This window comes from Nocardia sp. NPDC060259 (assembly GCF_042728775.1).
Lineage (GTDB): Bacteria > Actinomycetota > Actinomycetes > Mycobacteriales > Mycobacteriaceae > Nocardia.
Map to the genome: position 1 here is coordinate 27963 of NZ_JBHXAY010000046.1, position 22829 is coordinate 50791.

Here is a 22829-nt window from a genome sequence, read left to right on the forward strand (position 1 = left end):
AGCGTGGCGTGAGTTACCCGCGGTTCGTACGACCGGCAGCACGGCGCTGCGCCCGGTTGCCCGGATAGTGCGGACCCGGCACCGCGCGGGTGTCGGACTCGTACCGGTCGTAGGCGTCGACGATGTCGGAGACCAGCCGGTGCCGGACCACATCGGCGCTGGTGAGCTCCGAGAAGTGGATGTCCTCGATATCGGTGAGGATCTCGGCGGCCGCGCGCAGACCCGACCGCTGCCCGTTGGGCAGGTCGACCTGCGAGATGTCACCGGTGACGACCATCCGCGAGCCGAAGCCGAGGCGGGTCAGGAACATCTTCATCTGCTCGGCCGTCGTGTTCTGCGCCTCGTCGAGAATGATGAACGAGTCGTTGAGGCTGCGGCCACGCATGTACGCCAGCGGCGCGACCTCGATGACACCGGAGGCGAGCAGCTTGGGGATCGCTTCCGGATCCATCATGTCGTGCAGCGCGTCGTAGAGCGGCCGCAGGTACGGGTCGATCTTGTCGTTGAGCGTGCCGGGCAGGAAGCCGAGCCGCTCACCGGCCTCGACCGCGGGCCTGGTCAGGATGATGCGGGTGACCTGCTTGGACTGCAGGGCCTGCACCGCCTTGGCCATCGCCAGGTAGGTCTTGCCGGTACCGGCGGGACCGATGCCGAACACGATGGTGTTGGCGTCGATCGCGTCGACGTAGTGCTTCTGGTTCAGCGTCTTGGGGCGGATGGTCTTGCCGCGACGAGACAGGATGTCCAGGCTCAGCACTTCGGCCGGGGATTCCGATGAACCTTCGGTGAGCATCGAGACGGTGTGCCTGACAGCTTCGGGGGTGATCACCCGATTACGGCCGGTCAGCGCGACGAGCTGCTCGATGACGCGCTCTGCCAGCGCCACATCGCCGGCCTTACCGGTGATGGTGACGGTGTTGCCGCGGACATGGATGTCGGCCGGGAGCAGCTTCTCCAGCTGACGAAGGTTCTGGTCGGCCGAGCCGAGGAACGGGAAAACAGACTCCGGGGCGAGTTCGATGCTGGAACGCACTGTGCGCGCCGCGGGACCCGCGTTGTTTCCGCCTGCGACGATGCCTGTTACGGGGTTGGTGGGGTCGCCGATCTCGCCTGAGTTCTTCAAAAGTGCCTATGGCCTGCTTCCGGTCTCGACTGTGTGTTCGATGAGCTCAGTTTAACGCGCGGCACCGACACCGCCCAGCGATATAACGGGGGGATCGGCCGAACCGCGATCGACCGGTGATCGCAGGTCACAGCCAGGTCGGCCGCTCGGGACCGGAATTACCAGCGCGGGGTCAGGGCACCGAGGGCACCGAGGGCCACCGCGGCGGCGGTCGAGGTGCGCAGGACCGTCGGGCCGAGCAGCACGATGTCGGCGCCCGCCTCGGCCAGTGCGGACAGTTCGGTGTCGTCCAGGCCGCCTTCGGGGCCGACGATCAGGACCACGTCGGTGGTCTGTCCCAGCGGCAGCTCGGTGAACTTGCCGGTGCCGGATTCGTGCAATGCGGCGACGATCGCGCCGTCCGCCTTGGCCTTGCGCACCAGATCGAGCAGATCACGGGTGCGGTGCAGGTCGGCGACCTCGGGGATGTAGGCGCGCCGGGACTGCCTGGCTGCCGCGCGGGCGGCGGCCCGCCACTTCTCGATCCCCTTGGCGGCCTTGGCTTCCCAGTTCGCGACGCAGCGCGCGGCCTGCCACGGCACGATGACGTCGGCGCCCGCCTCGGTCATCAGCTCGACGGCCAGTTCGGAGCGATCCGACTTGGGCAGTGCCTGCACCACGGTCACCTGCGGGGTCACCGGGGTGGCCACCCGCCGCGTGCGTACCGCGAGTTCGAGCCGGTCCTTCTGGGCCGCAACGACTTCCGATTCGGCGAGCACACCGTGTCCGTCGGACAGGGTGATCGGCTCGCCGACCTTGATCCGGCGCACGGTCGCCGCGTGGCGGCCCTCCGGACCGTCCAGGACCGCGACGGCGCCCGGTTCGGGTACCTCGTCGAGGTAGAAGACCGTCGCGGCCACCGGGTCAGCGTCCGCTGAAGGAGGCGCGCAGCCGGGCGAACAGGCCGCTGTTGTGCTCGGACTGGGCCGACATCACTTCGGCGCGGTCCTTGTCGCGCATGCCCTTGAACTTGCGCAGCAGATCGGTCTGCTTGCCGTCCAGCTTGGTCGGCACGACGATGTCGAGGTGGGCCAGCAGGTCGCCGCGGGCGCCCGAACGCAGCCGGGGCATGCCGTGAGCGCGCAGCTGGATGACCTCGCCGGGCTGGGTGCCCGCCGCGATCGTCAGCTCGGTCGGGCCGTCGAGGATGGTGTCGACGACGACCGTGGTGCCGAGGATGGCGTCGACCATCGGCACCCGGACGGTGCAGTGCAGGTCGTCGCCGTCGCGGACGAAGGTGTCGTGCGGCTGCTCGACGACCTCGACATAGAGGTCACCGGCGTGGCCGCCACCGGGGCCGACCTCGCCCTGAGCGGCCAGGCGAACGCGCATGCCGTTGGCGACACCGGCCGGGATCGGCGCGGCGATCTCGCGACGCGCGCGCACGCGGCCGTCGCCGCCGCACTTGTGGCAGGGGTCGGGGATGGTCTCGCCGGCGCCGCGACAGGTCGGGCAGGGCCGCGAGGTGAGCACCTGGCCGAGGAACGAGCGCTGCACCGACTGCACTTCACCGGCGCCGTCGCAGGTCTCACAGCGCACCGGCTTGGAATTGCCGTTGGTGCCGGCGCCCTGGCAGATGTCGCAGAGGATGGCGGTGTCGACGGTCAGGTGCTTGGTGACGCCGACCGCGCATTCGGCCAGGCTCAGCCGGGTGCGGATCAGCGAGTCGGCGCCGGGCTGCACGCGGCCGCGCGGCTTGCGCGCGCCACCGCCCTGGCCGCTCATGCCGCCGAAGAACGCCTCGAAGACGTCGCCGAGACCGCCGAAGCCCGCGCCGCTGAATCCTGCTCCGCCGCCGCCGTTTTCGAGCGGGTCACCGCCGAGGTCGACGATCCGGCGCTTCTCCGGGTCGGTCAGCACCTCGTAGGCGGTGGAGACTTCCTTGAACTTGGCCTGGGCGGCCTCGTCCGGGTTCACGTCGGGGTGGAGTTCGCGGGCCAGCTTGCGGTAGGCGCGCTTGAGCTCCTGGTCGGTGGCGTTCTTGCCGACGCCGAGCAGTCCGTAGTAATCCCGTGCCACTGTGAGTTCTCTAGTCCTTGGTCGCTGTGGTCCAGCCGAGCGCCGGGCGCATCCTTAGTCGAATCCACTCAACTTTACCGGCCGAAGTATCGACCTTAACAGTGCGGGTTGGCCGTTCCCGGCCCGCCGTCACCTTTCCGCCAGTACTTCCCCGATGTAGCGGGCGACGGTGGCCACCGACGCCATGGTTCCCGGGTAGTCCATCCGGGTGGGACCGAGCACACCCATGCCACCCAGGACGGCGCCAGCCGCGCCGTAGCCGGTGGAAACGACCGAGGTGCCGCGCATTTGCTCGACCTGGGTCTCCTCGCCGATCTGCACCATCACCTGGCCGGGCTGCTGCGCCGCGGCGAGCAGTTTCAGCACGATCACCTGCTCTTCCAGCGCCTCCAGCACCGTGCGCAGGGAGCCGGGGAAACCGAAATCGGCGACATTGCGGGTGAGGTTGGCGGTGCCGCCGAGGACGAGCCGTTCCTCGGGATGCTCCACCAGTGTCTCCACCAGCACCGTCGAGACGCGGACCAGCACGTCCTTGATCTTGGCCGGCGCGCGTTCGGGCAGGCCGGCGACCGACGCGCTGGCCACCGACAGCAGCTTGCCGTCCATCGCGCCGCCGAGCAGGCCGCGCACCGCGGCGAGATCGTCGTCGGAGATCACCGCGCCGAGGTCGACGATGCGCTGGTCGACCCGGCCGGTGTCGGTGATCACCACCAGCAGCAGGCGGGCCGGATTGAGCGCGACGACCTCGATATGGCGCACGATCGAGGCCGAGACCGTGGGGTACTGGACGACGGCGACCTGGCGGGTCAGCTGCGCGAGCAACCGCACACCGCGGCGCAGGACGTCGTCGAGATCGACCCCGGATTCGAGGAACTCCATGATCGCTCGGCGCTCGGCGCCCGAGAGCGGCTTCACCTCGGCGATCCGGTCGACGAACTCGCGATACCCCTTGTCGGTGGGGATGCGGCCGGAGCTGGTGTGCGGCTGGGTGATGTACCCCTCCGCTTCCAGCACGGCCATGTCGTTGCGGATGGTGGCACTGGATACGCCGAGGCTGTGCCGTTCCACGAGCGACTTGGAGCCGATCGGTTCCTTGGTGGCGACGTAGTCCGCAACGATCGCTCGCAGGACCTCGAACCGCCGATCCTCGGTGCTCGACGCCATCGACCCCACCTCCTCGCTCGTGCCGGGTACGTCATCGGCCCGCGTGTGCTGCTGTGTACGCCGCACAGACTCGCACGCGGACGCTCGGAGCGTCTCGTTGTCCAGTCTAATTGTCCGGTCCCGGCTCGCCCGCTCACATCGCTGCTGTGGGCGGGGTTATCCACAGGCGGCGGTTTATCCACAAGTGGCAGACAGGGGCTGGCCGAGCTCTGCGCACCGGCGTACGTTCGGCACTGATTCAACTGTTTACCAGCGGTTTTCAGCTGTCGGCGGCGGGTCGGGAGGGCTTGTGATGCAGCAGAACGGGAGCACCGCTGCCACGGTGGTGGCACTGGATCCGGCGGAGTTCGCCGGGTTCGATCGGGGGTGCGGGGATTTTCTCCGGGTGATCGACCAGATCAGGGTGCTGGCCGGAGAGATCGGCGATCAGGCGCATTGGGGGCTGGGCGAAGGTGATGCGCGGCTGATATCCGGCGCCACGGTGGTGGCGCGGTTGCGGGCGAAGGCCGGCGGCGAGGGGAACAGCATCGATGCGGTGATGGCGGAGCATGCGCGCGTTGTCGCCGGTATCCGTGCGACGCGTCTGGTGGTGCGGGATCGGGTGATGCTCGCGGACGAGGAGTGGGCTGGGCGGGTCCGGTCGGCGGAATCGGTTGCGGGACACCTTGATCTGCTGGAGACGGCGCTGTGACCGCGTATGAGCCGCGTGGCATTCCGGGTGGTGGTGAGAACGCGCGAAGTTGGCGTCATCGGGAGATCGCCGCGGCCTTCGCGCCGCTCGAGGTGACTGATGCCGTCGCGCAGGCGGACAGGTTCGCGCGGATCGCCCGCTTGTGGGAGGACGGGGTGGCGGCCTTCGAACGGGCCACGCGCGACTCGGCGGGGTGGTCCGGTGCCGCCGCTGATGCCTCGAGTGCGGCTGTCGGCAGGTATGTCGCGCAAGCTCGCGAGCTGACCGCTGTTCTGGACCAGTTCTCCGGCCTGGTTCGGACTGCGGCCGATGCGATCGTGGCGACCAGGTACGCGATCCCGGAACAGATCGTCGCCGAGGTGGGTCCGCCCTTGCTCGCGACGGGTCAGGCGGAGTCGCATCGCTCGGCAACCGCGGCGCTCGAGGACGCGCGTCTCGCGATGCGTGAGCGGTATGTGGTGCCCTTCGGCGAAGTAGATGCCCGGATTCCGGTGTTGCCCATGCCGAGTCGGCGGGACGTTCCCGGTGGGGATTCCGATGATCGGCTGGTGCGCGGAGGCAGGTCGGCCGAGATCTTCGGCGCGCATTCGGGCAGTGGCGCCGAAGGTGGGTTCGCGCAGTCGGAGTCCCTTGACTCACCGCACTCGACCCACGCAGCGAGGCTCAGACCTGCCGCGACCGGCTCGGAAAACGTTGTTCCTGACCTCGCTACGAGTGCACCGGGCGGCGCGTCAGCCCGGTCCGATGACGGCTCAGCACAAGGTGGTGACCCGTCGGGGGCGGCTGGCTCGGCTGGGCCGGGTGACCACTCGGCAGGGGCGGCTGGCTCGGCGGAGCCGAATGGCGACTCGACGGTGCCAGGTGACAGCTCAGTGCTAGGCAGCGACCTGGCGGGGCCGGGAAACGACTCGGCGGGGCCGCATGGCGGCTCAACGGGGCGGGGCGACCGCCCGGCGGGGCCAGGTGGCAGCTCGGTGGGGCCGGGTGGCAGCTCGGTGGGGGCAAGCGATGCGACGGTGACCATGGGTCCGGCTTTTCATTCGGCGTTGTTCGACGGGCTTGGATTGCCGGGTACTGCTGCGGGGGCAGCCACGTCGGTGGTGGACCCAACCATGACGTCGATGGGCCACAACGGGTCGGCGCATTCGGGCGGCGCGCAGCCCGCCTTGGCTGGGGCACCGGCAGCTTCGGGCGATCAATCAGCCCGGGGCACACCCTCTTTGCCTGCGCACGACGCGGAACCGCTGCGGCCAGGTGCCGGGCGAAGCATGCCGGGCGCGGCAGGATCGGTGGTCGGGGCGAACTCACCGACCACGCCGTCGCCGACCCGCGTGCTCGATCGACTGTTTCATTACGCCGTACCGCCTTGCGCTGGGCAAACGCCGGACAGCGAAGCCGAGCGCGTGCTCCCGGACTACCTGATCACACAGGCGAATACCGATGCACTGCTTGGCAATCCGCGACCGACGGTCAGCGGGGGCGTGATCGGAGGTGGGGATGGTGGCTGGCCGGGCACGCAGCACTGAGCTGCGGCTCAGGCCCGCCATTACCAGCGAGCCGAGGGCACCGAGCCACACGGTCGATCCGAGCGACCGGCGAGGGCCGCCCGAGAGGGCGGCCCAGACCGGGTCAGCTCCGGGCTGCGGAGGAAGCGGCGCCCACCTGCTTGCCCGCGAGGGCATCCAGGCCGAGCATCGCCAGCAGCGATACGCAATCTTCCGCGTCGTTGGAATGCGACGCGACCGTGCGAGCGGCGACCGCGCACTGCCGCGCGTTCTCCGCCTTCTCCGCAGAGCGCGCTTCAGCGAATTCGCTCTGCTCGTGGACGAGGGTGATGTGCCGTTCGGTGGACATATAGCTCCCTAGGATCGAGTCGAAGCCTACGCCCCCAATCGTTATCTTCGACCCCGAACCCACCGAACCTTCCACTTCGCGACCCCGGTGCGAACTGCCCTCGGTGAGGTGTGCATCACGTCATCTCATGACGTTGACCGGGCGATCCTCGATGTGGCCCCGAGCACCCGCAGACCCGGAAATGCGGGTCACGAATCGGTGTCAGGCGACCCGGCGCCCACTGCTCGTTGTAACCGCAACTGACCGATCTCGGCCACGTTCTTCATCAGCTCGGCATCGACCCAGGAGACCAGATGAGCGATCGTCAGTCCGGCCTCGGCAGGCCACGGATAGGCCGAGCCGGAGTCCAGCGCGGCATCGTCGAGCGTGTCGACGATCTCGACCCAGTCCGCCCGCAACCGCCGCAGCCACTCGACGGTGGGCGACCCCGGCCCAGGCCAGGCGATATCGGTCCGCTCGCGCGGCGGCAGGTGCCGCACATGATCGAGGGCAACGCTCCACCACCAGCCGATATGCCAGCTCAGCCAGCCGATCGTCGGAACCGGAATCGGATCGGGTTCGGTGTCCGCCCAGTCCGCGACCCAGCCGCCACTGCCGTCCGGGCGCATGGTCCAGCACAACGCGGCCGGTTCCCAGAGGAAATCCTCTGCCGACAACCGCTCCAGATGGAACTCGAACAGCGACCAGACCAGGTCGAACTACCACCGCACCAGCTCACTTCGCGACGTTGCCACGCGGCGCATCGTGCCACGGTCCGCGCGGCATGGAAACCAGTTTTTCGAGGGTCAGTCGAGCAGGTCGCGGACCACTCCGTCGGCGAGGAGGCGGCCCCGGTCGGTGAGGAGGAGGTGGTCGTCGGCGATGACGGCGAGGCCGTCGGCGAGGATGCGGTCGAGGGCGGGCTGAGCCGACGGCGCGAGGGTCTGGAGCGGGAGCCCGGTGCGGAGCCGGACGGTGAGCATGAGGTGCTCGGTGTAGCGCTCGTCGTCGGTGAGGGCTTCCCAGCCTGCGGAGGGAAGGCCACCGAGTGCGACGCGGTCGGCGTAGCGAGCGGGGTGTTTGACGTTCCACCAGCGAACACCGCCGACGTGGCTGTGGGCGCCGGGTCCGGCGCCGAGCCAGTCGCCGCCGTCCCAGTAGCCGAGGTTGTGGCGGCAGCGGGCGGCATCGTTCGCGGCCCAGTTCGAGACCTCGTACCAGGACAGGCCCGCCTCCGCCAGGCGGGTGTCGATGCGTTCGTAGCGGCCGGCGAGGACGTCGTCGTCGGGGGCGGGCAGTTCACCGCGACGGACCTTGCGCGCCAAGGCGGTTCCGTCCTCGACGATCAGGGAGTAGGCCGAGACATGGTCGACACCGGCGGCCAGCACGGCATCGAGACTCGCGTCGAGATCGGCATCGGTCTCGCCGGGGGTGCCGTAGATGAGGTCCAGGTTGACGTGCTCGAACCCGGCAGCCCTTGCTTCCTTCGCTGCGGCGACCGCGCGCCCCGGCGTATGGGTGCGATCGAGCACCTTCAGCACATGCTGCGCCGCGGACTGCATGCCCAGCGACACCCGCGTGTATCCGGCAGCCCGGATGCGCTCGAAGAACTCGGGCGAGGTGGATTCCGGGTTGGATTCGGTGGTCACCTCGGCCCCGGGCGCCAGGATGAAGTTGGCGCGCACCGCGTCGAGGACCGAGGCCAGCCCGTCGCCGCCGAGCAGCGACGGCGTCCCGCCGCCGACGAAGATGGTCGACACCGCGGGCGTCTCGCTCGGCAACGCGGCGAACTCGCCCGCCGCGGTCGCCAGCTCGCCGCGCAATGCCTCGAGCCACGACTGCGGCGACGCCGAGGTCCCCAGCTCCCCCGCCGTATAGGTGTTGAAGTCGCAATACCCGCAGCGCGTCGCACAGAACGGGACATGCACGTACACCCCGAACGCACCGCCCCCGAAATCGCGCAGCACCGGCCGATCGGCATCGGCCGGTGTCACGCCGGGAGCCCCGGGAGCAGCGCTGGTAGTCACCCCTCCAGTCTGCCGGGCCCTGGTGAACGGCCCCGCACGGCCCCTTGGCCCGGCAAGCGACTCAGCGCGTCAGTCCGTCACCACGGGGGTGTTCTGGTTGGCGGTGAGGACCCAGGCGCCGTCTTCCTTGGTCATCACGTACAGGGGCGTGCCCTGCCCGGACAGCTCGCCGTCGAGGGTGAAGTAGCTTTGCCGGATCTTGACGGCGGCGACATCGGGCCGCAGGAACAGCACATGTTCGATCTCGTAGGTCGCCTTACCGTGCGTGGTCGCTCCGGGCAGCACCTCGGCGGTGAATTCGGCGATCGCGGGCCGCCCGAACAGCCGCTTGCCGTGGCCGGTGGTCCAGATCGCGTCGGCGCGGAAGACGGCGGTGAACTCGTCGATCAGTTCGTTGTCCTGGGCGTGGGCGATGGTGTCGACTACGGCGGTGATGGCCGCGAGCTCGGTGTCGAGCTCGCCGGGGGTCTGGCCTGTCACGGTGACGTCGTTGCTCATGTGACCCACTGTGCAACCTCAACGACACTCCAGGTCAATGCGCTGTGCCGCACCGCACATGGAGGGTCCATGACGAATCACCGGTCGCTTCCGGTCGGTGAACTATGACCCCCGTCACAGAACGGGACGGCCGTCCAGGGAATTTCCCCCAAAAGTGCGGGAAATATCTCCTTGCGGTCGGAACGACCCGGCTGACATGGCACAATAGGCCCATGCACGCAACTGGAGTACGACTCGTGGCCCGGCGCCACGTCGACTTCCAGCGTGTCTGCAGCGCCTGCTGTCGGCCCGGTTTCCCCCGGTAGCGCAGCGGCGTCCACGCCCGGGTTTCCCCCCGGTGCCATCGACTTTCATCGGCCCGCTGACCACCTGACGCGAGCCAGCCCCTCGCGCCTTCAGCACGGATGTACCACCCACCCCGCAGGAGCGACCCCACATGACGTCGAGCACCGACGCCGCTTCGACCGAACAGTCGACGGCGCAGGCCCGCCCCGAGCGCCCGGCAGCCGAACGCCGCGTGCGGCCCGATCGGCCGCGCAGCGAAGCCCCCGTCGCGCCGCGCGAGCGCACCGGCAAGCCGGTCCGCCGCCGCTCCGAAGGCCAGTGGGCCCTCGGCTACCGCGAGCCGCTGAACCCGAACGAGCAGTCCAAGAAGGACGACAACCCGCTCAACGTGCGCGCGCGCATCGAGAACATCTACGCCAAGGGCGGCTTCGACTCGATCGACAAGGCCGATCTGCGCGGCCGTTTCCGCTGGTGGGGTCTCTACACCCAGCGCGAAGAGGGCTACGACGGCACCTGGACCGACGACGACAACATCGACATCCTCGAAGCCAAGTACTTCATGATGCGGGTGCGCTGCGACGCGGGCGCGCTCAATGCCGCCCAGCTGCGCACCATCGGCCAGATCTCCACCGAGTTCGGTCGCGACACCGCCGACCTCTCGGACCGCGAGAACGTCCAGTACCACTGGATCGAGGTCGAGAACGTCCCGGAGATCTGGCGGCGGCTGGAATCGGTCGGCCTGCACACCACCGAGGCGTGCGGCGACTGCCCGCGTGTTGTCCTCGGTTCGCCGCTGGCCGGTGAGTCCCTCGACGAGATCATCGACCCGACCTGGGCGATCGACGAGATCGTCAAGCGCTACATCGGGAAGAAGGAGTACTCCAACCTTCCCCGCAAGTTCAAGACCGCGATCTCGGGTCAGCAGGACGTGGTGCACGAGATCAACGACGTCGCCTTCGTCGGCGTGAACCACCCCGAGCACGGCCCCGGCCTCGACCTGTGGGTCGGCGGTGGCCTGTCGACCAACCCGATGCTGGCCAAGCGGGTCGGCGCGTGGGTGCCGCTCGACGAGGTTCCCGACGTGTGGGAAGCCGTCGTCTCGCTGTTCCGCGACTACGGCTACCGCCGCCTGCGCACCAAGGCCCGCCTGAAGTTCCTGATCAAGGACTGGGGCATCGAGAAGTTCCGTCAGGTGCTCGAGGACGAGTACCTGAAGCGCAAGCTGATCGACGGTCCCGCGCCGGAGCAGCCGGCCAAGCCGATCGACCACGTCGGCGTGCAAAAGCTGCGCAACGGTCTCAACGCCGTCGGCTTCTCCCCCATCGCCGGTCGCGTCTCGGGCACCATCCTGAGCAAGGTCGCCGACGCCGCCGAGAAGTACGGCTCGGACCGGATCCGGTTCACCCCGTACCAGAAGCTGATCATCCTCGACATCGCCGACGACCAGGTCGACGCGCTGATCGACGAGCTGGAACCGCTCGGCCTGCAGGCCCGTCCGTCGATCTGGCGGCGAAACCTGCTCGCCTGCAGCGGCATCGAGTTCTGCAAGCTGTCCTTCGTCGAGACCCGCAAGCGCTCGCAGGTGCTGGCGCCGGAGCTCGAGCAGCGCCTGGCCGACATCAACGCCGAGCTGGACGTGCCGATCACCATCAACATCAACGGCTGCCCGAACTCGTGCGGCCGGTCCCAGATCGCCGACATCGGCTTCAAGGGCCAGCTCGTCGACGACGGCAACGGGAATCAGGTCGAGGGTTTCCAGGTTCACCTGGGTGGCAGCCTCGGCCTGGACAGCGGGTTCGGCCGGAAGCTGCGTCAGCACAAGGTGACCAGCGTCGAGCTCGGCGACTACATCGATCGCGTCGTCCGCAACTTCGTCAAGAACCGGGAATCCGGTGAACGTTTCGCGGTGTGGGCAGTGCGCGCCGACGAGGCCGACCTCCGATAGTCGATGAGGAGATCCCCACAGTGACAACGAATCTCGCCGCGAAGCTGTCCGAAGACGAGTTGCGCGCCATCGCCGAGCAGGGCGCGGCCGAACTGGGCACCGAGGCCTCGGCCGCCGACCTGATCGCCTGGACCGACCGCACGTTCGGCAACAACTACATCGTCGCCTCGAACATGCAGGACGGCGTGCTGGTGCACCTGGCCGCGCAGACCCGTCCCGGCGTCGACGTGCTGTTCCTCGACACCGGCTACCACTTCGCCGAGACCATCGGCACCCGCGACGCGGTCGAGGCCGTGTACGGGGTGAACGTGGTGAACGTGCGTCCCGAGCACAGCGTCGCCGAGCAGGACGAGCTGCTCGGCAAGGATCTGTTCGCCCGTGACGCCGCCGAATGCTGCAGGCTGCGCAAGGTCGTTCCGCTGAAGAAGTCGCTGGCCGGCTACAACGCGTGGATCACCGGCATCCGCCGGGTCGAGGCGCCCACCCGCGCCAACGCGCCGCTGATCTCCTTCGACGAAGCCTTCGGCCTGGTGAAGATCAACCCGATCGCACCGTGGTCCGACGACGAGATGCAGGCCTACATCGAGGCCAACGGCATCCTCGTCAATCCCCTGGTGGAGGAGGGCTACCCGTCCATCGGCTGCGCACCGTGCACGCGCAAGCCCGAGCCGGGGTCCGATCCGCGCAGTGGCCGCTGGGCCGGCCTCGCCAAGACCGAATGCGGATTGCACCAATCATGACCATCACCACCACCGGGAGTGAGCCTGTGAGTACCGACACCACCGAACGCGACCTCGGCCTGACCGAGTTCGACACCCTCGCGGCGCTGGAGTCCGAGGCGATCCACATCTTCCGTGAGGTCGCGGGCGAGTTCGAGCGGCCGGTGATCCTGTTCTCCGGCGGCAAGGACTCCACGGTGCTGCTGCATCTGGCGCTCAAGGCCTTCTGGCCCGCGCCGCTGCCGTTCGCGCTGCTGCACGTCGACACCGGGCACAACCTGGACGAGGTGCTCGAGTTCCGCGACAAGGTGGTGGACAAGTACGGCTTGCGCCTGCACGTGGCCTCGGTCGAGGAGTACCTGGCCGACGGTCGCCTCACCGAGCGTCCCGACGGCATCCGCAACCCGCTGCAGACCGTCCCGCTGCTCGACGCCATCACCGAGCACCGCTTCGACGCGGTCTTCGGCGGCGGCCGGCGCGACGAGGAGCGTTCGCGCGCCAAGGAGCGGATCTTCTCGCTGCGCAACGCCTTCGGCCAGTGGGATCCGAAGCGTCAGCGTCCCGAGCTGTGGAACCTCTACAACGGCAAGCACGCACCCGGTGAGCACGTGCGCGTGTTCCCGCTGAGCAACTGGACCGAGCTCGACATCTGGCGCTACATCGCCCGCGAGGACATCGATCTGGCCAGCATCTACTACGCCCACGAGCGTCCGGTGTACCAGCGTGACGGCATGTGGATGACCCCCGGTGTGTGGGGCGGCCCGAACGACAACGAGGTGCTCGAGACCCGGTCGGTGCGCTACCGCACCGTCGGCGACGGCTCGACGACCGGCGCCATCATCTCCGACGCCGCCGACAACGAGGCCATCCTGGCCGAGGTCGCCGCGTCCCGACTGACCGAACGTGGTGCTACTCGCGGCGACGACCGTGTGTCCGAGGCCGCGATGGAAGACCGCAAGCGAGAGGGTTATTTCTGATGTCCGACCTATTGAGGCTGGCCACCGCCGGTTCTGTCGACGACGGCAAGTCAACCCTGGTCGGACGGCTGCTCTACGACACGAAGTCCGTGCTGGCCGATCAGATCGACGCCGTCACCCGCGCCTCGGTCGACAAGGGTCTGTCGACCCCCGACCTGTCGCTGCTCGTCGACGGTCTGCGCGCCGAGCGTGAGCAGGGCATCACCATCGACGTGGCGTACCGCTACTTCGCCACGCCCAAGCGCTCTTTCGTGCTCGCCGACACCCCGGGGCACGTGCAGTACACCCGCAACACGGTCTCCGGCGCGTCCACCGCGCAGCTGGTGATCCTGCTGGTCGACGCGCGCAAGGGCGTCATCGAGCAGACCCGCCGCCACGCCGCCGTGCTGGCGCTGCTCGGCGTGCCGAAGCTGGTGCTGGCCGTGAACAAGATCGACCTGGTCGACAACCCGGCCGAGGTGTTCGCCGAGATCTCGTCCGAGTTCAACACCCTCACCTCGAAGCTGGGCTGGGCCGACGAGGACGTCCTCGAGATCCCGGTGTCCGCGCTGCACGGTGACAACATCGCCAGCCGGTCGGCCAACACCCCGTACTACGACGGTCCCTCGCTCATCGAGCACCTGGAATCGGTTCCGGTGGACGCGGATTCGACCGGCACGCACGCGCTCGGCCTGCGTTTCCCCGTGCAGTACGTGATCCGTCCGCGCACCGCCGAGTACCCCGACTACCGCGGCTACGCGGGTCAGATCGCGGCCGGTTCGGTCTCCCCCGGCGACGAGATCGTGGTGCTGCCCTCTGGCAAGCGAACCACCGTCGAGCGCGTCGACACCCCCGACGGTGAGCTGGCGGTCGCGCAGGTGGGTCGCAGTGTCACGCTGCTGCTCGCCGACGAGGTCGACATCTCGCGCGGCGATATCATCGCCTCCCCGGCCGACGCGCCGGAGCCGATCGATACCTTCGACGCGACCGTCTGCTGGCTCGGCGACAAGGCACTGCGCCCCGGCGCGCGGCTGCTGCTCAAGCACGGCGCCAAGACCACCCAGGCCATCGTCGGCGCGCTCGTCGAGCGCTTCGACGAGCAGACCCTGACCGCGCAGGAGAGCCCGGAGTCGTTGGAGCTCAACGACATCGGCCGGGTCTCGCTGCGGCTGGCCGAGCCGATCCCGGCCGACGACTACCGCACCAACCGGCACACCGGGTCGTTCCTGCTGATCGACCCCGCCGGTGGCAACACCCTCGCCGCGGGCCTGGTCGGCGATGTGCTGACCTCCGTCGAGGTCGGTACCGCGGTCCGATGAATCGCACGCTCGCCCCGCTGCGCGGCCCCGCTGTGGCGCCGCGCGGCGGTGGCGAGCCCGCGCTGATCGCGGTCGCCCACGGCAGCCGCGATCCGCGTTCGGCGGCGACGATGGCGGCCGCAGTCGCCGAAATCGCCGCTGCCCGACCGGATCTCACCGTCCGGCTCGCGTTCCTCGATCTGAGCGCGCCCTCGGTGGACCAGGTCGTCGACGACCTCGCCGCCCAGGGACACACCGAGGCGATCGTCGTTCCTCTTCTGCTCGGCAACGCTTTCCACGCCCGCGTCGACCTGCCCGCGCTGCTCGCCGATGCGGGTCGCCGTCATCCCCGACTGCAGCTCACGCAGGCCGACGTTCTCGGCGCCGACCCGCGACTGATCGACGCGCTGGCCGATCGGATCGACGCGGCCACCTCCGTCCCACCGCGCGCGGACCGGATACCGGCGCACTCCTTCGGCATAACCGGCTGTCTCCCAGGGGGGTTCGGTCCGGCGGAGGGGCACGCGGGATCGCTGGGCGTGGCAGTCGCCGCGGTCGGATCGCGAGACGCGGCCGCCAATCGGCGGACCGCCGCGGTAGCGAGACGATTGGCGACCCGAACCGGGCTCCGCGCCGAAATGTGCTTCGCGACAGTAGAACCCGGTATCAGCGGCGCGATCGACCGGCTGCGGGCCCGTGGTGCCGAGCGGATCGTGGTGGCACCGTGGTTCCTCGCGCCCGGGCTGCTCACCGATCGGCTCGTCGCCGCGGCACCCGATGTCGTGCACGCGGGCGTCATCGGGGCGCACTCCGCGCTGACCGACGTGGTCTGGGCGCGCTACGACAGCTCGATCGCGGCGGAGCTCGAACTCACCGCCTGAGTTTCCGCGGCCGCACTACAGTGGGGCCGACCATGCCCGATCTTCTCGGAATCAATCATCTGACGCTCGCCACTGCCGACCTCGACCGGCTCGTGGCGTTCTACACCGACTTGCTCGGGGCGGTACTCGCTTTCGAGCGCGCGGCGACTCCGTTCGATCCCCGGATAGCGGTGGTCGACGTCGGCGGCAACGACCACCTGATGATCGTCGAAACCGCGACCCTTCCGCGCACCGACACCGACCCGCTGGGCCGGGGAGGTTGGGGTCTGCGAGTAGGGAATCATGCCCAACTGCGCGCGGTGCGCGATCGGATCCTGGAGGCCGGATGGCCGGTGGGACCGATCGAGACGCTGCCCACGCAATGGACGATGACGGCGCACGATCCCGATGGGCGTCCCGTGGACGTTCGTGCGCATCGCCCGCGTCCCACGTCGTCGGGATCCCCCGCCGCTTAACCTCACTCCACGCGTGACCCAGTTCACAGGCCATCGCCTTTACTGCATACCCCCTAGGGGTATACATTTCCTGTCAGAAGCACAGCGAACTGAGAGGCGAAAACGATGAGCACCAACGCCCACGCCGGACACCACACCCACGCCGGTCACGCTGACACCGCGACCCAGCCCGCGCACGCGGGACACCAGGACAACCACGCCGGGCACGGAACCGATACCGACGGCCATGCGGCACACCAGCATCACGGCAGGCACGCCGCACCCGAGCACACCCCCGTCGACGAGCACGCAGGCCACGGTGACGCCCACGCGGGCCACGCCGCGGGAGCCCCCGGCGGCCTGCTGGTCACCCAGGACGGGTACACGCTCGATCTCGAGACCACGATCGCCGAGCCGGGTGGTATCGACTTCCGGTTCCGGATCCTCGGGCCGGACGGGACCGCGGTCACCGAGTTCGATCCGATTCACGATCGCGAACTGCATCTGATCGTCGCGCGGCGGGAGCTGACGGGGTTCTGGCACGTCCATCCGGTGCGCGAGGCCGATGGCACCTGGGTGATCCGCCTCGACCTGCCGGAGGCGGGCGCCTACCGCGTGTTCACCGACATCGCGCCGCGCGCCCTCGGCCGGACGATCACCCTCGGCGCAGATCTCGCCATCGCGGGTCACTATGCGCCGCAGCCGGTTCCGGTGGTCGACCGGACCACGGAGGTAGACGGCTACGAGGTGACCGTGGACGGCGAGTTGCGCACCGAGGGCGACCTGCTGACGCTGACCGTGCGCAAAGACGGTGTGCCGGTGACAGATCTGCAGCCCTACCTGGCCGCCTTCGGCCACCTCGTGATCCTGCGGGCAGGCGATCTCGCCTACGTGCACGTGCACCCCACTGGCGAACCGGGCGACGGGATCACCCCGGCGGGACCGGAGATCACCTTCCACACAGCGGTTCCCGGTCCGGGCACCTACCGGTTGTTCCTCGACTTCCAGCACGGCGATGTCGTCCGCACCGCCGCGTTCACCCTGACCGCGGGCGTTGCCGCGCCGCAGCACGCACACCACCACTGAACAACGTTCCCCGCACGACGGCGCTGCTACCCGACATGGGTACCGGCGCCGTCCGCGTTCATCCCCCCGGATCTGGAATCAGGCGGTACCGGTCGGCCCCGGGGACAGGAGTCGGGTCGCGATGGACCGGGCGGCGTCGACTCGCGCGGAATCACCGATCTGGCGGGCGATATTGGCGGCACTCACGACCGCGTCGAGCTCGAACACCAGGAGCTCGGGGTCGGCGCCGGCGAAGTCGCCCAGTTCCTGCGCCTTGCGAACCTCGTCGGCCAACAGAGCCAACCACTCGTCACGATCGGCGACCACGGCGTCGTGGATCGGGCCGGACTTGCTGCTGAATTCGGTCAGCGTGGCGACGCGGAAGCAGCCGCCGGGGAAGGGCGGTTCGTCGATATGGGCGAACCATCGATCGATCAACGTCCGGATCCGGCCGATGCCGCGCGGTTCGCGCAGGCTCGGCGCGATGACCTGTTCGATGAACACGTCACGGGCGGCCTGCACGGCGGCCAGCTGGAGCGCTTCCTTGGTGCCGAACAGCGTGGCGATGCCGCTCTTGCTGATGCCCAAGTCGGTGGCGAGCATGCCGATACTGAGACCGTCCAGCCCCTCGATGGAGGCGAGTTCGGCGGCGCGGCGCGCGATGGTCGCCCTGGCGCGGGCACCCTTGGCCAGTCGTTGATCGCCGGGCTCGGTCAGCTGGGTCATGGAAACCATTGTTCCACCGCCTCTTGCATGAGTGAACGATCGGTCGTACTTTTACCTACGAACGATCGTACGTTCTTATTTCTCTCCTGCAAAGGACTCCCCATGACCGACGTTTCCGCGCGGCCCGAAGATCCACCGACCAGCACGACGGCCGACACCGGCGCAGCGGGCCGCACCCTGGCCGTAGCCTCGGGCGCCGCGTTCATCGCCTTTCTCGATCTGTCCGTCGTCAACATCGCGTTCCCGACCATCGCGACCACCTACCCCGGCACCCCGACCAACACCCTGACCTGGATCGTCAGCGGCTACGCGGTCGCCTTCGCCGCGCTGCTCACCCCGGCGGGCCGCCTCGCCGACGCGCTCGGACGGCGCAGGCTGTTCGCGCTGGCGCTGGCGGGCTTCGCGCTCACCTCGCTGCTGTGCGGGCTCGCACCCGGCGCGGGCTGGCTCATCGCCGGTCGCGTCCTGCAGGGCATGACAGCGGCGTTCATGGTGCCCGCCGCGCTCGGTCTGGTCCTGGCGGCCACGCCGCGGGAGAAGATCGGCTCGGCCATCGGCGCCTGGTCGGCCGCGGGCGGATTCGCCGCGGTGGTCGGTCCGGCGGTCGGCGGCGCGCTCGTCGAGAGTCTCGGCTGGCGCGCGGTCTTCCTCGTCAACGTGCCGATCGCGATCGCGCTGATCGTGCCGGGGCTGCGCCTGCCCGTCGTCGACGACACGCGCCGCGACTCCGCGCTGCCCGATCCGGTCGGCATCCTCGCCGTCGCGCTCGGCCTCGGTGCCGTCATCGCCGCGGTCACCGAAGGCCAGAGCTGGGGATGGACCGCACCGGGCACGCTGCTCGCACTGATCGGCGGCACCGCGCTCGTGGTGTTCGCGCTGGTCCGCTCGACGCGGCACCCTGAACCGGCGGTGGCCGTATCACTGTGGCGGAACCGGCAATTCGCGTTCGCCAACGCGGGTTCGTTCCTCTTCGGTGCGACGATGTTCGCCTGGCTGCTCGCGGGGCCGATGTTCCTGGACACACTCTGGGGCTATTCGGTGCTCGAGTCGGCGGCGGCGCTCACCGTCGGCGCGGTGGCCGCCATGGTGACCTCGGTACTCGCCGGCCGGATCACCACACCGCAGGGTCAGCGCTGGGCCGGGGTGGTCGGCGCGCTGATGTACACGGCCGCGCTGGTGTGGATGAGCACCGACGCGTTCGGACCCGACCCGGCGCTGTGGTCGGCGTGGGTTCCCGCCGGGCTGCTCGGCGGTGGCGGCATCGGCATCGTCATTACGGTGCTCGGCACCGCGGCCGCGAGTTCGGTTCCTCCGCAACAGTTCGCGGCGGGCATCGGCATGACGGTGACCGCCCGGCAGGGAGGTGGCGCGCTCGGTGTCGCGATGCTCGCCGCCGTCTTCACCGCCGTCCCCGACGACGCCGTGCGCGCCTTCCACACCCTGTTCACCGTGTGCGCGGTGATCGGCGTCGCGGTAGCCCTGCTGCTCGCCGTGCCGTCGCACGCCCGTACGGCCGACCAGAGCTAGGAGTTTCGAGATGTCTTCCACCACACCGTTGTCCGCGCAGTTCACCGAGGCCGACGACCCGCTGCTGATCTCCCCCGACGAGGCCGTCGCGCTGCTGCGCGGTGCACCGTGGCAGCGTTTCGCGGTGCTGGGCGACTCGTTCGCCGCGGGCACCGGCGACCCGAGCCCCGGCTACGCGTCCACCGGCTGGGCGGACCGGGTCGCGGCCATTTTGTCCGCGGTCAATCCCGCACTGGCCTATCGCAATACCGGGCGGATCGGCGCCACCAGTACCCAGGTTCGCGAACGCCAGCTGCCCGAGATCCTGGAATTCGCACCGGATCTCGTGCACGTCAGCTGCGGCGGAAACGATCTGTTCGAGGCAGGCGGCGATCTGGGCCTGCTGCGGGAGAACCTGTCCGCGATGTTCGCGGCGCTGACGGAGGCGGGGGCCCAGGTGTCCGCGTTCACAGTGGCCGACGTCTGGGAGATCGAGCGGATGGCGCCGATGCGCGCGATGCGGCCGCGGATGGCCGCCATGAACGACGTGATCCGGTCGGTAGCAGCAGAATACGATGCGGTGCTCACGGAGTTCTGGGATCACCCGGTGCGCACGCGCGCCGATCTGATGAGTGCCGACCTCATCCATTTCACGATGAGCGGGCACGCGGTGGCGGCGAGTGCGGTCGTCCACGCCCTGGCCGGACGACTCGATCGCGCCTAGCGGGCATCGACGGCGAAGTGCGCCTGGTCGCCGCCCCGCGCGGTCCTGACCCGCAGGCGCTTCCACCCAGCCTGGAACCGGCTGCATCGCGCAGCCGGTTCCGCGGTCCGGTCAGCTGTTGCCACGCACCAGCTCGGTGCCAAGGGCGACGAGTTCCGCCCGGACTTCCGGCGGCCCGACGACTTCCACGTCGGCGCCCCAACCCGCCAGTTGCCGGGCGACCATCTTCGCGGTGTCGGCCGAGATCTCGGCGCGGATCCGGCCATCGTCCGCGGGCCCGAGCAGGGTGCAGTTGCGGCCCTGCTGATCGGCCAGGATCGGTGCCAGTGCGGCGGAGACGAGGACCGTGGCGGCCACGGCGGCGCGACGCTCCTCCATCCGGGTGACGATCTGCGACCACTCGGCCTGAAGATCGAAATCCACAGGGCGGTCGGCTGTTTCGTCGAGAACGGTGACCTCGCCGATCCGGTCGAGGCGGAAGGTCCGGCGGCCGCGGTCGGTGCCCGCGATCAGGTACCAGACCGTTTCCTTCTCCACGAGTCCCCAGGGGCTTACCGTGCGGACGGTGCGCTCCCCTGATCGCACGTATTCGATGCGCGCCCGGCGGCGGTCCACCACCGCCTGCTGCAGTAGTGACAGCGCGGCAGGCGGTTCCGGATCCGGACGGCCCCAGCGGGCGGGATCGACGACGACCGCATCGGCCGCGGCGGCCGCGTCCTCCCGGAAGGTGTGCGGCAGCGCCCGCACCAGTTTGCGCAGTGCGGACTTCAGCTCGGGTGCGGCCTGCGCCGCCGGGCCTGCCAGCAGGAACAGGGCCCGCGTCTCACCCGCTGTCAGCCCGGACAGGTCGGTGCGGGCGCCGCCGATCAGCGACCAGCCGCCACCGCGCCCGGCCTGGGGATACACCGGGATGCCCGCCGCCGACAATGCCTCCAGGTCGCGGCGCGCGGTCGCGACCGACACCTCGAGTTCGGTGGCGACCTCGGCGGCCGTCACCCGGCCACGCGCCTGCATCAACAGCAGGGTGGCTACCAATCTGTCCGCTCGCATACTCGATGATTCTGCCGAACAAAGTGCTCATTCGGTGAGCACTTTGGCTGGCAGAGTTGTCCTCACCACAACGACGACACAGGAGCAGACATGCTGCGCGGAATGGCCACCACCACGTACTACGCCGACGACCTCACCGCCGCCAAGGACTGGTACGCCGAATTCCTCGGCATCGCACCGTATTACGAGGTGCCGGGCGGCTACTACGAGTTCCGGGTCGGGCCGATGCAGGCCGAACTCGGCATCATCAATCGCGCCTACGCTCCCGCGGGGGCGCGCAACGCCCCCGGTGGCGGCGGTGTCGTGTTCTGGCATGTCGAGGACCTCGCCGCCACCTTCGCCCGACTGCTCGAGCTGGGCGCCACCGAGTACGAGCCGATCACCGAGCGCGGTGAGGGTGCGGGGTTCGCGACCGCGGCGGTGCTCGATCCGTTCGGCAATGTCCTCGGGATCATGAGCAACCCGCATTTCGTCGCGATGACCGCCGACCGGGCTGCGGCGGCCTCGGCCTGACAGGTCAGGCGGCGAACCAGCGCTCGAGGACGGTGGCGACACCGTCCTCGGCGACGTCGCCGGTCACCTCGTCGGCCAGGGCGAGCACCGCGTCGGGCGAGCCCGCCATCGCGACCGAATGCGCCGCCCAGCGCAGCATCTCGCGATCGTTGAAGCCGTCGCCGATGGCCAGCGTGGCCTCCGGTTCGACGCCAAGGGAGCGCCGGAGTCGTTCGAGCGCCCAGCCTTTGGACACCCCGCGCCGGGACACGGTGAGCCAGGGGCCGAATTCGCCGTGCACCCACGAGGTGTCGGGTACCACCAGCGAGGCGAGCAACCGCACCATCTCCTCGGCGCTTCCACCGGGCCACCAGCCGTTGAGCCGTGGCGTCGGCACACTGCTCAGCATGTGATGGTCGACCAACTGGAACTCGCCGATGGAGAACTCCCCCGGTCCGTGGCCGGTCGCCCAGACGCCCTCGCCCACCCGTTCGGCCGCGAAGATCATGTCGGGAAACAGTGCGCGCAAGGCCAGTACGGCCGGCCCCGGATCGAACGACTGCACCGCGACCGGTTCACCGCGCGCGACGTCCACGTGCACGGCCCCGTTGGAACACAATGCGTGCCCTTCGGTGAGCCCCAATTCCTTCAGTACCGGCCGCGTCGTGAGCACGGTGCGGCCGGTCGTCACCACGACATGCGCTCCCGCCGCCACCGCGGCCCCCACCGCCGCCGCGACCCGCGCACTGATCGCGAACCCCGTCGCCAACAGAGTTCCGTCCACATCGAGCGCAATCAATTTCGGCGCTCCCCCGAGTCCTGCCATCAGCCTATTGTGCCCGCCCCCACCGACACCCACGCGATATTTCCCACCGCTACCAGCAACAATTGCCGATCGATCACTCCCCTTCGGTATCCCGGTCCCCACTGCCTCAGCTGCACGACCGCCCGACGCCGATCCACAGCCGCTGGAGAGCACGAGAGCCGTCCCGTGAGAGTCGGCGCAGACCTGCCATCTGCGATTGAGCACGCACCTCTACATCGGTTGTCCTACAGGCACTTCCGGAAACGCTGCGGGTCGCGCCTCCACCGAGGCAGTCGCAACCGAATCATCGACCCTGGTGTGCCCCTGTTGATGTGAATGACCGCAGGTCGTACCGCAGACGATTCCGGCACCTTGGCTGAGCGCTCGGTGGAGTTGACCGGGTCATCCAGCGGGTACAGCGACCGATCCACCGGGTCCGCCGGCAGGGGTGTGGGTGGCTATGCACTGCGTATCGCCCAGTCACCCGGCGACGCGGGCTATTCCGCCGCCACCATGCCGCTCGCCATCGTTCCGCACAGGGACGATGGC

The 22829-nt window shown here is 69.2% G+C and carries 23 protein-coding genes; 12 read left to right on the forward strand and 11 right to left on the reverse strand.

Features of this window, described 5'->3' with window-relative positions; all coding sequences use genetic code 11:
* Nucleotides 1-13: 13 nt before the first annotated feature.
* The 4 genes from ACFWF2_RS18300 to hrcA all read right to left on the reverse strand — a co-directional run bounded on the left by ACFWF2_RS18300 (nt 14) and on the right by hrcA (nt 4345).
* The gene (locus tag ACFWF2_RS18300) at nt 14-1075 is read right to left on the reverse strand and encodes a PhoH family protein (protein ID WP_379308630.1); all 1062 of its coding nucleotides are present in this window, start codon (nt 1073-1075) and stop codon (nt 14-16) included.
* A gap of 206 nt (nt 1076-1281) precedes the next feature.
* Entirely contained in the window at nt 1282-2022 is a 741-nt protein-coding gene (locus tag ACFWF2_RS18305; RefSeq protein ID WP_379308612.1) for a 16S rRNA (uracil(1498)-N(3))-methyltransferase, read from the reverse strand.
* A 4-nt stretch (nt 2023-2026) separates the two neighbouring features.
* Nucleotides 2027-3181 (reverse strand): molecular chaperone DnaJ, encoded by a 1155-nt coding sequence (dnaJ, locus tag ACFWF2_RS18310; RefSeq protein WP_189033068.1) that lies wholly within the window; start codon nt 3179-3181, stop codon nt 2027-2029.
* 129 nt (nt 3182-3310) lie between these two features.
* The gene (hrcA, locus tag ACFWF2_RS18315) at nt 3311-4345 is read right to left on the reverse strand and encodes a heat-inducible transcriptional repressor HrcA (RefSeq protein WP_189033067.1); all 1035 of its coding nucleotides are present in this window, start codon (nt 4343-4345) and stop codon (nt 3311-3313) included.
* Between the two features lie 292 nt (nt 4346-4637).
* Here hrcA and ACFWF2_RS18320 point away from each other — a divergent pair, with 292 nt between their 5' ends.
* Entirely contained in the window at nt 4638-5036 is a 399-nt protein-coding gene (locus ACFWF2_RS18320; RefSeq protein WP_379308613.1) for a hypothetical protein, read from the forward strand.
* Nucleotides 5033-6562, forward strand: coding sequence for a hypothetical protein (locus tag ACFWF2_RS18325; protein WP_379308614.1), 1530 nt, complete (start codon nt 5033-5035; stop codon nt 6560-6562). Before ACFWF2_RS18320 ends, ACFWF2_RS18325 begins: the two co-directional genes overlap by 4 nt.
* A 103-nt stretch (nt 6563-6665) precedes the next feature.
* On the opposite strand, the gene ACFWF2_RS18330 is transcribed toward ACFWF2_RS18325, so the two are convergent.
* The 4 genes from ACFWF2_RS18330 to ACFWF2_RS18345 all read right to left on the reverse strand — a co-directional run bounded on the left by ACFWF2_RS18330 (nt 6666) and on the right by ACFWF2_RS18345 (nt 9394).
* The gene (locus tag ACFWF2_RS18330) at nt 6666-6890 is read right to left on the reverse strand and encodes a hypothetical protein (RefSeq protein ID WP_189033064.1); all 225 of its coding nucleotides are present in this window, start codon (nt 6888-6890) and stop codon (nt 6666-6668) included.
* A gap of 188 nt (nt 6891-7078) precedes the next feature.
* Complete coding sequence (locus ACFWF2_RS18335; RefSeq protein WP_379308631.1) at nt 7079-7582, reverse strand: DinB family protein; 504 nt, start codon at nt 7580-7582, stop codon at nt 7079-7081.
* A gap of 93 nt (nt 7583-7675) precedes the next feature.
* Nucleotides 7676-8863 carry a radical SAM family heme chaperone HemW gene (gene hemW, locus ACFWF2_RS18340; RefSeq protein ID WP_379308632.1) on the reverse strand — a complete coding sequence of 396 codons (1188 nt, stop codon included), beginning with the start codon at nt 8861-8863 and terminating at the stop codon, nt 7676-7678.
* Between the two features lie 102 nt (nt 8864-8965).
* Nucleotides 8966-9394 carry an SgcJ/EcaC family oxidoreductase gene (locus ACFWF2_RS18345; protein ID WP_379308615.1) on the reverse strand — a complete coding sequence of 143 codons (429 nt, stop codon included), beginning with the start codon at nt 9392-9394 and terminating at the stop codon, nt 8966-8968.
* Between the two features lie 436 nt (nt 9395-9830).
* Here ACFWF2_RS18345 and ACFWF2_RS18350 point away from each other — a divergent pair, with 436 nt between their 5' ends.
* The 7 genes from ACFWF2_RS18350 to ACFWF2_RS18380 all read left to right on the forward strand — a co-directional run bounded on the left by ACFWF2_RS18350 (nt 9831) and on the right by ACFWF2_RS18380 (nt 16998).
* On the forward strand, nt 9831-11624 hold the full coding sequence (locus ACFWF2_RS18350) for a nitrite/sulfite reductase (protein ID WP_379308616.1): 1794 nt from the start codon (nt 9831-9833) through the stop codon (nt 11622-11624).
* A gap of 20 nt (nt 11625-11644) precedes the next feature.
* A complete protein-coding gene (locus ACFWF2_RS18355; protein WP_379308617.1) occupies nt 11645-12364 on the forward strand; it encodes a phosphoadenylyl-sulfate reductase in 720 nt (239 codons plus the stop codon).
* Nucleotides 12343-13320, forward strand: coding sequence for a sulfate adenylyltransferase subunit CysD (cysD, locus tag ACFWF2_RS18360; protein WP_379308618.1), 978 nt, complete (start codon nt 12343-12345; stop codon nt 13318-13320). Before ACFWF2_RS18355 ends, cysD begins: the two co-directional genes overlap by 22 nt.
* Complete coding sequence (locus ACFWF2_RS18365; RefSeq protein ID WP_379308619.1) at nt 13320-14618, forward strand: sulfate adenylyltransferase subunit 1; 1299 nt, start codon at nt 13320-13322, stop codon at nt 14616-14618. Before cysD ends, ACFWF2_RS18365 begins: the two co-directional genes overlap by 1 nt.
* Entirely contained in the window at nt 14615-15478 is an 864-nt protein-coding gene (locus ACFWF2_RS18370) for a sirohydrochlorin chelatase (protein ID WP_379308620.1), read from the forward strand. The genes ACFWF2_RS18365 and ACFWF2_RS18370 overlap by 4 nt, the downstream gene beginning before the upstream one ends.
* 32 nt (nt 15479-15510) lie before the next feature.
* Nucleotides 15511-15933, forward strand: coding sequence for a VOC family protein (locus ACFWF2_RS18375; protein WP_379308621.1), 423 nt, complete (start codon nt 15511-15513; stop codon nt 15931-15933).
* Nucleotides 15934-16038: 105 nt separating this feature from the next.
* The gene (locus ACFWF2_RS18380) at nt 16039-16998 is read left to right on the forward strand and encodes a hypothetical protein (protein WP_379308622.1); all 960 of its coding nucleotides are present in this window, start codon (nt 16039-16041) and stop codon (nt 16996-16998) included.
* A gap of 78 nt (nt 16999-17076) precedes the next feature.
* On the opposite strand, the gene ACFWF2_RS18385 is transcribed toward ACFWF2_RS18380, so the two are convergent.
* Nucleotides 17077-17703 carry a TetR/AcrR family transcriptional regulator gene (locus ACFWF2_RS18385; RefSeq protein WP_379308623.1) on the reverse strand — a complete coding sequence of 209 codons (627 nt, stop codon included), beginning with the start codon at nt 17701-17703 and terminating at the stop codon, nt 17077-17079.
* A 102-nt stretch (nt 17704-17805) separates the two neighbouring features.
* On the opposite strand from ACFWF2_RS18385, the gene ACFWF2_RS18390 reads away from it, so the two are divergent.
* Entirely contained in the window at nt 17806-19230 is a 1425-nt protein-coding gene (locus tag ACFWF2_RS18390; protein WP_379308624.1) for an MFS transporter, read from the forward strand.
* A gap of 10 nt (nt 19231-19240) precedes the next feature.
* Nucleotides 19241-19933, forward strand: a complete 693-nt coding sequence (locus ACFWF2_RS18395; protein ID WP_379308625.1) for an SGNH/GDSL hydrolase family protein — start codon at nt 19241-19243, stop codon at nt 19931-19933.
* Nucleotides 19934-20044: 111 nt separating this feature from the next.
* Here ACFWF2_RS18395 and ACFWF2_RS18400 read toward each other — a convergent pair whose 3' ends face one another.
* Nucleotides 20045-20983 (reverse strand): helix-turn-helix transcriptional regulator, encoded by a 939-nt coding sequence (locus tag ACFWF2_RS18400; RefSeq protein ID WP_379308626.1) that lies wholly within the window; start codon nt 20981-20983, stop codon nt 20045-20047.
* A gap of 90 nt (nt 20984-21073) precedes the next feature.
* Here ACFWF2_RS18400 and ACFWF2_RS18405 point away from each other — a divergent pair, with 90 nt between their 5' ends.
* Nucleotides 21074-21496 carry a VOC family protein gene (locus ACFWF2_RS18405; RefSeq protein ID WP_379308627.1) on the forward strand — a complete coding sequence of 141 codons (423 nt, stop codon included), beginning with the start codon at nt 21074-21076 and terminating at the stop codon, nt 21494-21496.
* Nucleotides 21497-21500: 4 nt separating this feature from the next.
* On the opposite strand, the gene ACFWF2_RS18410 is transcribed toward ACFWF2_RS18405, so the two are convergent.
* Entirely contained in the window at nt 21501-22301 is an 801-nt protein-coding gene (locus tag ACFWF2_RS18410) for an HAD family hydrolase (RefSeq protein WP_379308628.1), read from the reverse strand.
* Nucleotides 22302-22829: the final 528 nt, after the last annotated feature.